The organism is Aeromonas piscicola (genome assembly GCF_000820005.1).
GTDB classification, from domain to species: domain Bacteria; phylum Pseudomonadota; class Gammaproteobacteria; order Enterobacterales; family Aeromonadaceae; genus Aeromonas; species Aeromonas piscicola.
In genome coordinates this window covers 13,696-26,813 of record NZ_CDBL01000015.1, presented here as the reverse complement: position 1 = coordinate 26,813, position 13,118 = coordinate 13,696, and the positions used below count along the sequence as shown (strand labels likewise).

The following is a 13,118-nucleotide window of genomic DNA, read 5'->3' as shown; positions in this document are numbered from 1 at the left end:
GCGCCTTGAGCCTTGAGCGCGTACGCCTTGAACCCAAGGGATTGCGCTCGAGGGAAGACGGCCATCAGCTGCGCTTGAGTTGCTGCAATTTGGTGAGGGTGAGCAGGGTCTGGGCGAAGAGATCGCACACCCAGAGCACGAAGACCGTCTCGTCCGGGTGCGACTCCTCCTTCAGACTGGATCGCTCGGCGATGATGAATGAAACCGAGCAGCTCATCCCCCTGCTTGAGGGGCGCCATCAGTATGGTGACCGAGAGGGCAAGCCCCGCTTGGTCCATCGTCAACCACCCGCCCCTTTGCCTCGGGATCACACACGCCAGAAGAGTGCCATCCGGCTCATTATCCGGGCTGCCAAGCCGGTAAAAGATCGCTACAGTGTAATCGTGCCTCACCCAACGAGGCTTCACGGGAACCCGGCATGCCCTCACACACCTCTCACACCAGCCTGCCCCTGCTGATCAGCCTGCTGCTCGGCGCCAACGCCATGGCCGACGAGGAGTCGCTGGTGCAACAGCGCGCCAATGCGGTGGTCTCGCTGATGACCTTCACAGTGGTGCCCGACATCACCGCCAGCAACATCAATATCGGCAGCGGCACCAACCAGTCGGCGGCGCTCAACATGACCCAGGTCGGCGGCGGCGCCACCATGAGCGAGAGCGTGCCCATCTATCTGGAGGGGACGCTGGGCTTTAGCCGCTACGATCCCCAGTTCGTGGTGAGCAACGGCAGCGAGACCCGCACCCTGCCCACCAAATGGAACAGCTTCACCGCCGCAGGGGGCATCGGCTGGGATCTGCATCTGCATCAGGATCGCCACGGCGGCAACTGGGTGCTGCGCCCCATTGGCAACGTCACCCTGGGCACAGTGGCCAGCGATTTGCGCGTCGGCAACTGGCTGCTGGGCCAATACACCGGCAAGAATCTCGATTTTCTCGACGGCGGCAGGCTCGATGTCTACGGCCTGGGCGGCGCCATGATGCTCGACTATGAACTCTTCTCCCCAACCCAGGACATAGACGCCGAGCTGCGCTACTCCTATCAGCATCTACAGAGCTTTGGCGGCACCTCCGCCAGCGTGACCGGCCAGGCCAATGCGGAGAACCTCGGCCTCTATCTGCGTCGCCGTGCCCCCATCGGCGAGCTGACACTACTGGATCGGCCGCTGCGCTACGTGGTGGAAGGGGCTCGCACCGAATATCTCGGCGAGCAACGGGGCCTGCTCGGTTTCAACTCCCTCAACTCGCTGGGGCTCGGGATCGAGCTCGACAGCAGCAAGTACGACATCATAGTGACCCGCACCCGGCTGGTGGCCCGCTATATGTTCAGCCACAACACCAGCGGCTACGGCGTCGGGCTGGCGATGAGTTTCTAGTGTCTTGGCATGGCGACATGACCCGCCTCGACAGCAAAATCTCTGACTGGGCGCACATTTGACTCAATTGCCACTATCAGGTCCCACCTGTATCTCCTAGCATGGGGGCATGGGGCAGCGATGGATACGGTGACGCTGTGCTGTGCCAAGGATGGAGGTCGGTCTTATAGACTACCGTGACCAGAGAACACATGACATTTCCAAGGACAGGGAGCTTGTTATGGCCAAATTTCTGAATACCAGTGCAACCAATTACTTTCTTGAAGAACTGATCAAGGACGCCAAAGAACGACTGATCCTGATCAGTCCTTTCCTCAAGCTCAATGTACGGAATGCAGATCTGGCGCCGGCTTGCCACAACACGGTACTGAGGACCAGCAAATGGGGAGATACCAAGGGCAATAGTTTCTGTGGCTGTCCTAGCTATCAACAATACCGCAACCTTCTCCCTATTAAGAACTAAACATCGAACTAAAAGACGCTTACTCCTGAGCGGATAACCAAATTCACATATTTAAATAAGGATATTGTATGCCAGAGTTAGCTATCTCAGATTTCACTAATATTGCTGTTGCAACTGGCTCACCTAAACACACAAAACTTAAGCAGGTTGCACTAAGAGGGGATTATGCACACTATAAAGATTACTACTTGCAACTTAGAACAGCTATAAAGTCACTTTTTAGCCAAAAGAGACATGTTTCGTACCTGATCGAAATATCACGAAAGCAAAAGGACTCCAGTAAAAAAATAAAATTTGAACGCCTAGCCCATAATTTTATTAAGTGGCAGTCAGGTAAGAACATTGATGTGTATGCATCATTGCGAGAGTCCTTTGTTTTTAATAGCACTACTATCCATTGCAATCCCGAGCTGAGCGCATTGATAAATGGCGTCCGAACTCATGTTAAGCTCCATTTTACCGAGAAACAGAGAATGACAAGAGAGCGAGCTGACTATATCTGCTATTTAATGCATGAAGCAATTCAAGAGGCAGATGCGGAATATATAGTTCTTGATCTGCATTCCGGCCAAGAGTTCAGACTTACCTCTGACAGAGACAGAATGGAGGAGAAAGTGTGTCGGGAAATATTATGGATTGAGCAGAACTGGCCGATTTAACTTTTAGAGGATTATTCATGAAGTGCGCACTAATTTATGATTTTGATGGGACCTTAGCGGAAGGTGATTGTGCCCAGCATGGGGTTATGCCCGAATTAGAGATAACTGATATACCTGAATTTTGGGCCAGCGTGAAACGTAGAGCAATGTACGATGACGGCGATGAAATATTGACCTACCTTGGTATGCTAGCAGAAAGGGCTAACATGCTTCAATCTGATGTCCTTAGTACAGAAAAACTAATGATGCATGGACAATCAATCCCTTTATTCAGTGGCGTTGATTCATGGTTCGATAGAATTAACAGCTTTGCTGAAAGCATTGACCTAGAACTGGAGCATTACATCATATCAAGTGGCCTTGATGCAATGATTAGAGGAACATGTATTGGAGACAAATTTCGTGATATTTATGCTTGCAAATATCACTACTCTGAAAATCATCGCTACGCAACGTGGCCCGCACAAGCAATTAACTATACAACCAAAACACAATTCTTATTTAGAATAAACAAAGGAATTCATAATTCATGGGATAATAGGGAAGTAAATAAATTCATTGAACTTCAAGATAGAGACATACCATTTCAGAGAATGATATATCTTGGTGATGGCGACACCGATATTCCATCTATGAAAATGGTGAGGTATCAAGGTGGCAGGTCTATTGCTGTCTTTGACAACAAAAAATGGCCTCTAAAATCAACTCAAGACAAAGTAGAAAAGCTAATATCCGAAGAAAGAGCTGATTATGTCGTCCCTGCTCTGTATGATGAAGGCAGTCACCTAGACATCACAGTAAAAGGCTTATTGAGGTTATTTAAAAGAAAGGGATAGTTCTTAACTATAAACAAAGGCGGCCCATTGGCCGCCTTTGTTATTGCAGTTACAGCGACCCCAGCCGCTTCAGGCAGGTTTGCTGGCGCCACTGCACCCGTTTGGCAAACCAGGCGGTGGTGAGGTTGCGGGTGATCTTGGGGCTTTTGAGAGAGATGCCCGGCAGCACGGCGCGGGGTTGTCGCTTGCCGGCCTGCTTGTCGGCCAGGGTAAAGACCCTGTGGTAGAGATCGCTCTGGGCAAATTCGGCGGTATCCCCCAGTTTCAGGCTCTGGTGAATGGCCTGCTTGCTCATGCTGAGGCGGCTGGCGATGGAATGAACCGCGAGTTCTGTCTTGCCCGGCAGATCTGAGTCGTAGCGAATGAGATCCCCATCCAGTGCCAGCGGCTTGCCGCTCACGCGGCTGACCGCCGCCTGGAATGCGGCGTTGCGACTGGCATACCAGCCGGCGTTGAAGTCGGCGTAGCGGTAGAGGTGATCCGGATACTGGGCCGGGTAGTTGAGCAGATGACGGGTGCCAAACCAGATGCCACCGCGGCGGCTAAAGACTTCGTGGCGGATGGAATCCTTGACGGGATAAGGGTAGCCACGGGCGTTGGCCTCGGCGAAGGCGATACTGACCTGCATGGGACCACCGGTACGCACCGGGTTCATGTTGCCAAACAGGGTCTTGCCCATGGGCACCTCCCCTATCATGTCCTCGAAGATCTCGCTCATCTCCCGCTCGGTGCGCAACTTGTCGATGCGCTCGGCATAGCTCTTGCCGGTGGGTGAATTGATGCTGAGCGCTGTGCGCACCACGAACTCGGGGATCAGCAGCTTGCCGGCACGGGCGTTGATCTCCTGCCAGGCGATCTTGCCAAGCCCTGGCACCACGGGGTCTGCTTGAAAGGTGGACTCCTGCTCGGCCACCGCCAGCACAGAACAGACATTCTCGTCGGTCACGGCCAGATCCTGTTTGGCAAGGGCCGTGACTATGTCCTGCGCCCAGCCCTTGCGATCCACGGTACGGGCCGGCAACAACCGCACTATGCGCGACTGCATGCTGGCCGGGGCTCTGGGAGTCTGGGCCTTGGGCAGGGACGCGGGTTTGGTGATGGCCGGCCCCATGATGGCCGCACTGCCAGGTTTGCGGGTATCGCCCTGGCTGGCAGGTTCGCTGGCACAGGCAGCCAGCAGCAAAGCGGCCAACAGAGGCGCGACATGATGACGATAACGAGTGAGATGATGCATGAAAGCTTCCCGATGGATGAGGCGCCGCTGGCGTGGCCAGACAAGTCCGGCCCCCGGCAGCAAGGGCATTGTAGAGGATTGATCGGGGGATCTGAAGGCATGAGCATCGCCAGCCCGAGAGCATCCGCCGTTGACACGACAAGGCCCCCGCCGGTTGGACGGGGGCCTTGCAGGTGTATCGGGCCAGGGCCAGAGGCAAAAACAGCGCCCCGGCAGCTGAGCAGGGGGTGGATCAGGCCGTTTGGCGCAGCGCCTGAACCTGGGCGGCGCCATTGATCACCGCCTGCAAGGAGGCATTGACCACGTCACGGCCGATGGCGACCCCGCACATGCGCTGGCCATCGACGCTGAGCAGCACATAGGCGGCGGCGCGAGATTCGGTACCGGCACAGAGGGCATGTTCCGAGTAATCGAGCACGTCGATGTGCATCCCGGTCTGGCGCTCCCAGCCGTTGACCAGCGCTGTGATGGCCCCCTCCCCTTCGCCGCTCAGGTGCAAGGTGCCGTTCGGGGTCTGCAACTCGAGGCACAGACTCTCCTGACTGTCGTGACCAAGCTGGAAGCGACCAATGCGATAGCCGTGTACCGGCTCGAGGTAATGCTGCTCAAACAGGGCTCGGATCTGTTCCGGGCTGATTTCGCTGCTGCTTGCCTCGGCCTGTGCCTGGACCCGGCGGCTGAAGTCAATTTGCAGCCAGCGTGGCAGTTGCAGGCCAAGGTCGCGCTCCAGCAGATAGGTGACGCCGCCCTTGCCGGACTGGCTGTTGATGCGGATCACCGCCTCGTAGCTGCGGCCAAGGTCTGCGGGATCGATGGGCAGATAGGCCACGTCCCAGTAGGCATCGGGTTTCTCGGCCGCCAGAGATTTGCGAATCGCATCCTGGTGGCTGCCGGAAAACGCCGTGTAGACCAGCTCGCCCGCGTAGGGGTGGCGCGGGTGCAGGGCTATCTGGGTGCAGGCGCCCACGGTGGCGACTATGGCGTCCATGTCAGAGAGATCCAGCTCGGGATCAATCCCCTGGCTGTAGAGGTTCATGGCCATGGTGACTATGTCCATGTTGCCGGTGCGCTCGCCGTTGCCAAGCAGGGTACCCTCGATGCGATCGGCCCCCGCCAGCACCGCCAGCTCGGCGGCGGCCACGCCGCAGCCCCTGTCATTGTGGGTATGGATGGAGATGCTCACCTCGGGGCGCGCCTTGAGGTGGCGGCAGAACCACTCCACCTGATCTGCGAACACATTGGGAGTGCTCACCTCGACCGTGGCAGGGAGGTTGAGGATCATGGGGCGGCCAGCAGGGCGCCACTCGTCGATGACGGCGTCGCACACATCTACCGCGAACTCCACCTCTGTGCTGCTGAAACTCTCGGGGGAATATTGAAAACTCCACTCTGTGCCAGGGTTGCGCGCCGCATGGTCTCGCACCCAGCGCGCGCCTTGCACGGCGATGGCCTTGACCCCCTCCTTCCCTGAGTTGAACACATAGTTGCGCTGGGTCGGGTTGACCGAGTTGTAGACGTGGACGATGGCCCGTTTGGCCCCCTTTAGCGATTCAAAGGTGCGGGCGATCAGATCTTCGCGGGCCTGCACCAACACCTGTATGGTGACGTCATCGGGAATGAGATTGCGCTCAATAAGCTCGCGCACGAAGTCGAAATCAGGCTGGGAGGCGGCGGGGAACCCCACCTCTATATGCTTGAAACCGACATGGACCATGAGCGCCCACATTTGCAGCTTCTGGGCCACCGTCATGGGTTCGACCAGCGCCTGATTGCCGTCGCGCAAGTCCACGGCGCACCAGAGCGGCGCCCGCGTCATCACCTGGTTGGGCCATTGACGGTCCGCCAGTGCAATAACGGGGGCGGGGCGGTATTTGCGATGATCGAAGCTCATATTCAGATTCCCTTGGCTGATGTCCTTGAGGCGCGGCGCCGTTGCGGGCAATGAAGGTGAGCAACGACGCGACTGGGCAGGCAAGCTGACGGGGTAAGGAGGGGGAAGCGGGCTTGCGCGGTAACGCTGGCCCTGACGGTTGCGTGGGTGGTAACCCCACAACCGGTTTCCTGTGGTCCCTATGGATAAAGGGGCCGGCCTCGGCTGCCGGATAAGCAACTGGCCCTGATCCTCGCACCCCGCTGTTGCGGGCGCAGACGACCTTATGTGATGAGAAACAAGTATATAGAGGTGGGCAGGCGAGTGATTGCAAAGATTGCAAACCAGAGCCACCAATGCGCAATCATTATCACTTTTATGCCACCCATAGGGTGTATCTCACCCTCCGATGACCATATCCCCTCTCCCATGCGCACCTTTCCCCCATGACGGAGGCTGGTCAGAGCCGCCAAAAAACAGAAACCCCGCCATCGCTGGCGGGGTTTTTCAGGTTCGCGGGTGTTGTGCAAAGAAGGAGAGAAAGACTCCCCTGCCCTTGTTACGCAATCCTTAGCGGTTTTTCACCTTCTGATGCAGCTCCTGCACCGAGTTCACGTTGGCGGTGGCATCCATGCTGATGGCCATGCAGGTGGCAAACGCCTCATTCATGGTGGTGGTATAAGCCACCTTGTGCTGCAAGGCGGCGCGGCGCAACTGCTTGGAGTCCTGGATCGCCACTCGCCCTTCGGCGGTGTTGACGATGTAGGTGTACTCGCCATTTTTGATGCGGTCGAGAATGTGCGGACGCCCTTCGTGCACCTTGTTGACCAGGCGCGGGTTGATGCTCGCTTCACCCAGCGCCACTGCGGTGCCGTGAGTGGCATCCAGCTCGTAGCCCAGCTCCAGCAGCTTGGCAGCCAAATCGACCACCAGCGCCTTGTCGCTGTGACGCACCGACAAGAGAGCACGGCCCTCTTTCGGCACCGCATGGCTGGCACCCAGCTGGGCCTTGGCATAGGCCTCGGCAAAGCTGCTGCCCACCCCCATTACTTCACCGGTAGAGCGCATCTCTGGCCCCAGCAGCGGGTCAACCCCAGGGAACTTGGCGAAGGGCAGTACCACCTCTTTCACCGAGTAGTAAGGCGGGATTATCTCGGTGGTAAAGCCCTGATCTTTCAGGCTCTGGCCGGCCATGACGCGGGCGGCAATCTTGGCCAGCGGCGCACCGGTCGCCTTGGAGACAAACGGCACGGTACGGGCGGCACGCGGGTTCACTTCGATGAGGTAGATGTCATCGCCCTTGACCGCAAACTGCACGTTCATCAGGCCGACTACACCGAGTTCCAGTGCCAGCTTGCGCACCTGCTCGCGGATCTCGTCCTGAATTTTCTTGGACAAGGTATAAGGCGGCAGGGAGCAGCCGGAGTCACCGGAGTGGATACCGGCCTGCTCGATATGCTCCATGATGCCGCCGATGACCACATCGGTGCCGTCGCAGATGGCATCCACGTCCAGCTCGGTGGCATCGTCCAGGAAGCGGTCCAGCAGTACCGGCGATTCGTTGGAGACGCTCACCGCCTCGGCGAAGTAGCGACGCAGGTCGGTCTCGTCATAGACGATCTCCATGGCGCGGCCACCCAGCACGTAGGAGGGGCGCACCACCAGCGGGTAAGTGATCCGCTCGGCGGTCAGCACTGCCTGCTCCAACGCGGTGACTGTGCCGTTTTCCGGCTGCTTGAGGCCCAGACGCTCGACGGCGGACTGGAAGCGCTCGCGGTCTTCGGCGCGGTCGATGGCATCCGGGCTGGTACCGATGATCGGCACGCCGTTGGCTTCCAATGCCCGTGCCAGTTTGAGCGGGGTCTGGCCACCGTACTGGACGATGACGCCCTTGGGCTTCTCGATGCGCACGATTTCCAGCACGTCTTCCAGGGTCACTGGCTCGAAGTAGAGGCGATCCGAGGTGTCGTAATCGGTGGAGACGGTCTCCGGGTTGCAGTTGACCATGATGGTCTCGTAACCGTCTTCGCGCAGGGCCAGTGCCGCGTGCACGCAGCAGTAGTCAAACTCGATGCCCTGACCGATACGGTTCGGGCCGCCGCCGATGATCATGATCTTGTCACGATTGGTCGGGTTGGCCTCGCACTCTTCGTCATAGCTCGAATACATGTAGGCGGTGTTGGTGGCGAACTCGGCCGCGCAGGTATCGACCCGCTTGTAGATCGGGAAGATGTTGTGGCGGGCACGCAACTTGCGCACCTCGCCCTCGGCCACGCCGAGGATCTTGGCCAAGCGCGCGTCGGCGAAGCCCTTGCGCTTCAAGGCGCGCAAGAAGTCGGCGTCAAGACCGGCCATGCCGCGCTCTTTCACCTGCTCTTCCAGCTTGATGAGATCTTCTATCTGCACCAGGAACCAGGGGTCAATCTTGGTCAGCTTGAAGATGCCGTCCATGGAGAGACCGGCGCGGAACGCATCGGCGATGTACCAGATGCGGTCGCAGCCAGCGTCCTGCAGCTCGTGGCGGATGCGGGTCAGGGAGTCCGGAGCATTGAGGTCAACCATGGGGTCGAAGCCGGTCTTGCCGGTCTCGAGACTGCGCAGCGCCTTGTGCAGGGACTCCTGGAAGTTGCGGCCAATGGCCATCACTTCGCCGACGGATTTCATCTGGGTAGTCAGGCGGTCGTTGGCACCGGCGAACTTTTCAAAGTTGAAGCGCGGTACCTTGGTGACCACATAGTCGATGGCCGGCTCGAAGGAGGCCGGAGTGCGACCGCCGGTGATGTCGTTCATCAGCTCGTCCAGGGTGTAACCGATGGCGAGCTTGGCGGCAATCTTGGCGATGGGGAAACCGGTCGCCTTGGAGGCCAGCGCAGAGGAGCGGGACACCCGCGGGTTCATCTCGATGATGACCATGCGGCCATCTTTCGGGTTGATACCGAACTGGACGTTGGAGCCGCCGGTCTCGACGCCGATCTCGCGCAGTATCGCCATGGAGGCGTTGCGCATGATCTGGAACTCCTTGTCGGTCAGCGTCTGGGCTGGCGCGACCGTGATGGAGTCACCGGTGTGGATGCCCATGGGGTCGAAGTTTTCGATGGTGCAGACGATGATGCAGTTGTCGTTGCGATCCCGCACCACTTCCATCTCGTACTCTTTCCAGCCGATCAGCGACTCATCGATCAGCAGCTCTTTGGTCGGCGACAAGTCCAGACCGCGCTCGCAGATCTCGACGAACTCTTCGGTGTTGTAGGCGATGCCGCCGCCCGAGCCGCCCATGGTAAAGGAGGGACGTATGATGCAGGGGAAGCCGACCATCTGCTGCACGCCCCACGCCTCTTCCATGTTGTGGGCGATACCGGCGCGCGGACACTCCAGACCAATGCTCTTCATGGCGATGTCAAAGCGGCGGCGATCTTCGGCCTTGTCGATGGCGTCGGCGGTGGCACCTATCATCTCGACACCGAACTCGGCCAGCACCCCGTGTTTTTCAAGATCCAGCGCGCAGTTCAGTGCTGTCTGGCCACCCATGGTAGGCAGTACGGCATCCGGGCGCTCTTTCTTGATGATCTCGCGCACCACTTCCCAGGTGATGGGCTCTATGTAGGTGGCGTCGGCCATCTCCGGGTCGGTCATGATGGTGGCCGGGTTGGAGTTCACCAGGATGACGCGGTAGCCCTCCTCGCGCAGGGCTTTGCAGGCCTGGGCGCCGGAGTAGTCAAATTCGCAGGCCTGACCGATGACGATGGGGCCGGCGCCGAGGATCAGGATGCTCTGTAGGTCGTTACGTTTTGGCATGGCTTCTCTTTTCCTCTTAAGCGCGATACTGCTTGATCAATTCAATAAAGTGGTCGAACAGACCGGCACAGTCGTGCGGGCCCGGGCTCGCCTCGGGGTGACCCTGGAAGCTGAAGGCCGGACGGTCGGTGCGGTGGATACCTTGCAAGGAACCGTCAAACAGGGAGACGTGGGTGGCACGCAGGCAAGCCGGCAAATTGTGCTCATCGACCGCGAAACCGTGGTTCTGGGCGGTGATCATCACAGTGTTGTCATCGAGACTCTTCACCGGGTGGTTGGCTCCGTGGTGGCCAAACTTCATCTTCATCGTCTTGGCACCGGAGGCCAGACCCAGCAGCTGGTGACCCAGGCAGATGCCAAACACCGGGGTGTTGGTATTGAGGAAAGCCTTGATGGCCGCGATGGCGTAGTCGCAGGGCTCGGGGTCACCCGGGCCGTTTGAGAGGAAGATGCCATCGGGATTCATCGCCAGCACTTCGGCGGCCGGGGTCTTGGCCGGCACCACCGTCAGGCGGCAGCCACGATCCACCAGCATGCGCAAAATGTTGCGCTTGACGCCAAAGTCGTAGGCCACCACGTGGTATTTGAGTTCATCGGCCGCCGGGGTGACATGCCCCTTGCCAAGCTGCCAGCTGCCTTCGGTCCAGGCGTAGGGCTGCTCAACCGTCACTTCCTTGGCCAAGTCCATCCCCTTGAGACCGGGGAAGGCGCGCGCCTGTTCGAGGGCATATGCCTCATCGACCTGTTTGCCCGCCACCTCTTTACCGGCATAAATGCAGCCAGCCTGGGCGCCTTTCTCGCGCAGGATGCGGGTCAGTTTTCGGGTGTCGATGTCGGCGATGCCAACGATGTTGTGAGACTTGAGGTAATCGGAGAGGGATTGCTGATTGCGGAAATTGGAGGCAAGTATCGGAAGGTCCCGGATGATCAATCCCTGCGCGTGGATTTGACTGGACTCTTCATCTTCGCTGTTGGTGCCGGTGTTGCCTATATGGGGGTAAGTGAGGGTGACTATCTGACGGGAATAAGAGGGATCGGTAAGGATTTCCTGATAGCCCGTCATCGACGTATTGAAAACCACTTCACCAACGGAACATCCCTCGGCGCCTATCGACACGCCTTTGAACACAGTTCCATCTTCCAGCACTAGCAATGCAGTGTGATTCAAGACAACCTCCAGTTATTTAGCTTTAAATTCAGCAATTTACCTGGGTGTTGCGGGTCCGGACGCTGTTTGAAACAGGGCTCAAACCCGGCAGATTTCTGGCAAATTGGGCGCATTCTACTTAAAAACGATCGCATTTCAACGTCTTTTCTCGTTTTAAATGCATCTAAATTCAATAAACAAGCAACATTACCCATTATCTATGCACTCGATCGCTTTGCAACCCCCGCCATCAAAAGAAAAGCCAAAACCCGACACAAAAGGGAGCACTCATGCCACTCAACTCACAAAAAATGACTTTTAAACCCTAAAAAACAATAAATTATAATTTAAAGAAAAAATTCAAAAAGGCTTAAACGAGCCTTTTATTGACAGATGAGTGCCAAACAAAAATAGAAAACGTTTTTCTTGTTTTGAATTTTTAGTCTTTTTCATGTCATGTAAAAAAATGCGGGTGCAGGGGGTGTTGAAGCTCAATCCCGTTACCCTTTGATGACATTTGAGCCATAGCCGGATGGGATGAATTGGGTAAAGAAGAGGTTTAGGCCATTTCACATAAAAAACAGGGTGTAAGCGCCATTTATACAAAAATATATGAAAAACCCCGGCGAACCGGGGTTTGGCAACATTGTCAGGAGGGGCCCATTACGGCCCGCCTGCCGCCACCTTGGCCGCTCACTTGAGGTCGAGCACATCCTGCATGTCGTAGAGACCGGCACCCTGCTGGCCAAGCCACTTGCCGGCCCGCACGGCACCATTGGCGAAAGTGAGGCGGCTGGAGGCCTTGTGGCTGATCTCCACCCGCTCGCCGATGTCGGCAAACATGACAGTGTGCTCCCCCACCAGATCGCCGGCACGAATGGTGGCAAAGCCGATGGTGTTGCGATCCCGCTCGCCGGTGATCCCCTCGCGGCCGTAGACGGCGCACTCTTTCAGATCGCGGCCCAGGGTTTTGGCCACCACTTCCCCCATGGAAAGCGCGGTGCCGGACGGTGCATCCACCTTGTGTCTGTGGTGCCCCTCGATGATCTCGATGTCGGTGTAATCCCCCATCACCTTGGCGGCCTGCTCCAGCAGCTTGAACACCAGGTTGACACCGACCGAGTAGTTGGAGGCGAACACGATGCCGATCTGCTTGCCCGCCTCTTTCAGCGCCGCCTTGCCAGCATCGTCAAAGCCGGTGGTGCCGATCACCATCTGCTTCTGATGAGCCAGTGCAAAGGCCAGATTGGCCAGGGTCACCTCGGGACGGGTGAAGTCGATGATGAGATCAAACTTATCCCGAACCTTGTCCAGGCTGTCGCTGATCATCACACCCAGCTTGCCCAGACCGTTGAGCTCACCGGCATCCAGCCCGATCACGGCAGAGCCCGGTCGCTCCAGCGCCGCCCCGACCACCACGCCCTCGGCATTGGTGATGGCTTCCAGCAGCACCTTGCCCATACGACCATTACAGCCCATCACGGCCACACGGATCGGATTGTCCATCTCCACCCTCTCATCTGTTTTATGGAAAGAGACCGTTTTACCAGCCTGCGCCGGCTTTGAAAAGCCGTGAGACACCCTCTTCGGTTCGGGTGCGACGGTGAACCACTCAAAATGGCTGATGCACCCATTGCCATTCCAGCCCCGCAGACTGGAGGTTTGGCAGAGACGGCGCCATCTGATAGGTTTCCCTTGATGGACACAAGGCTCAACCCCACGCCGCTGCCGCCAGGAGATAA

At 57.7% G+C, this 13,118-nt stretch carries 10 protein-coding genes; 4 read left to right on the top strand and 6 right to left on the bottom strand.

What is annotated here, in order from left to right:
* Positions 1–64: 64 nt before the first annotated feature.
* Positions 65–217: a hypothetical protein gene (locus BN1128_RS24405; RefSeq protein WP_244464551.1), complete on the bottom strand. Its 153-nt coding sequence runs from the start codon at positions 215–217 to the stop codon at positions 65–67.
* A gap of 201 nt (positions 218–418) precedes the next feature.
* On the opposite strand from BN1128_RS24405, the gene BN1128_RS03090 reads away from it, so the two are divergent.
* From BN1128_RS03090 to BN1128_RS03075, 4 genes are all read left to right on the top strand, one after another.
* Positions 419–1,372: an autotransporter domain-containing protein gene (locus BN1128_RS03090; protein WP_042866227.1), complete on the top strand. Its 954-nt coding sequence runs from the start codon at positions 419–421 to the stop codon at positions 1,370–1,372.
* Positions 1,373–1,592: 220 nt separating this feature from the next.
* Positions 1,593–1,835, top strand: a complete 243-nt coding sequence (locus BN1128_RS03085) for a phospholipase D-like domain-containing protein (RefSeq protein ID WP_042866265.1) — start codon at positions 1,593–1,595, stop codon at positions 1,833–1,835.
* 68 nt (positions 1,836–1,903) lie between these two features.
* Positions 1,904–2,494 carry a hypothetical protein gene (locus BN1128_RS03080; protein ID WP_042866225.1) on the top strand — a complete coding sequence of 197 codons (591 nt, stop codon included), beginning with the start codon at positions 1,904–1,906 and terminating at the stop codon, positions 2,492–2,494.
* 17 nt (positions 2,495–2,511) lie between these two features.
* Positions 2,512–3,330, top strand: a complete 819-nt coding sequence (locus BN1128_RS03075; RefSeq protein ID WP_042866222.1) for an HAD family hydrolase — start codon at positions 2,512–2,514, stop codon at positions 3,328–3,330.
* 49 nt (positions 3,331–3,379) lie between these two features.
* Here the strand turns inward: BN1128_RS03075 and BN1128_RS03070 are convergent, their stop codons facing one another.
* The 5 genes from BN1128_RS03070 to dapB all read right to left on the bottom strand — a co-directional run bounded on the left by BN1128_RS03070 (position 3,380) and on the right by dapB (position 12,882).
* On the bottom strand, positions 3,380–4,564 hold the full coding sequence (locus tag BN1128_RS03070; protein WP_042866221.1) for a DUF1615 domain-containing protein: 1,185 nt from the start codon (positions 4,562–4,564) through the stop codon (positions 3,380–3,382).
* Positions 4,565–4,796: 232 nt separating this feature from the next.
* Positions 4,797–6,455 (bottom strand): 2-isopropylmalate synthase, encoded by a 1,659-nt coding sequence (gene leuA, locus BN1128_RS03065; RefSeq protein ID WP_042866220.1) that lies wholly within the window; start codon positions 6,453–6,455, stop codon positions 4,797–4,799.
* Positions 6,456–7,004: 549 nt separating this feature from the next.
* Positions 7,005–10,229: a carbamoyl-phosphate synthase large subunit gene (gene carB, locus BN1128_RS03060; protein WP_042866219.1), complete on the bottom strand. Its 3,225-nt coding sequence runs from the start codon at positions 10,227–10,229 to the stop codon at positions 7,005–7,007.
* A gap of 16 nt (positions 10,230–10,245) precedes the next feature.
* On the bottom strand, positions 10,246–11,397 hold the full coding sequence (gene carA / locus BN1128_RS03055) for a glutamine-hydrolyzing carbamoyl-phosphate synthase small subunit (RefSeq protein WP_042866218.1): 1,152 nt from the start codon (positions 11,395–11,397) through the stop codon (positions 10,246–10,248).
* Between the two features lie 672 nt (positions 11,398–12,069).
* On the bottom strand, positions 12,070–12,882 hold the full coding sequence (gene dapB / locus BN1128_RS03050) for a 4-hydroxy-tetrahydrodipicolinate reductase (protein ID WP_042866217.1): 813 nt from the start codon (positions 12,880–12,882) through the stop codon (positions 12,070–12,072).
* Between the last annotated feature and the right edge of the window lie 236 nt (positions 12,883–13,118).

Bases quoted from the DNA above. Each gene is read 5' to 3' on its own strand.
- dapB (WP_042866217.1), bottom strand. From the start codon at position 12,882: ATGGACAATCCGATCCGTGTGGCCGTGATGGGCTGTAATGGTCGTATG.
- BN1128_RS03075 (WP_042866222.1), top strand. From the start codon at position 2,512: ATGAAGTGCGCACTAATTTATGATTTTGATGGGACCTTAGCGGAAGGT.
- BN1128_RS03085 (WP_042866265.1), top strand. From the start codon at position 1,593: ATGGCCAAATTTCTGAATACCAGTGCAACCAATTACTTTCTTGAAGAA.
- BN1128_RS03090 (WP_042866227.1), top strand. From the start codon at position 419: ATGCCCTCACACACCTCTCACACCAGCCTGCCCCTGCTGATCAGCCTG.
- carB (WP_042866219.1), bottom strand. From the start codon at position 10,229: ATGCCAAAACGTAACGACCTACAGAGCATCCTGATCCTCGGCGCCGGC.
- BN1128_RS03080 (WP_042866225.1), top strand. From the start codon at position 1,904: ATGCCAGAGTTAGCTATCTCAGATTTCACTAATATTGCTGTTGCAACT.
- leuA (WP_042866220.1), bottom strand. From the start codon at position 6,455: ATGAGCTTCGATCATCGCAAATACCGCCCCGCCCCCGTTATTGCACTG.
- BN1128_RS24405 (WP_244464551.1), bottom strand. From the start codon at position 217: ATGAGCTGCTCGGTTTCATTCATCATCGCCGAGCGATCCAGTCTGAAG.
- BN1128_RS03070 (WP_042866221.1), bottom strand. From the start codon at position 4,564: ATGCATCATCTCACTCGTTATCGTCATCATGTCGCGCCTCTGTTGGCC.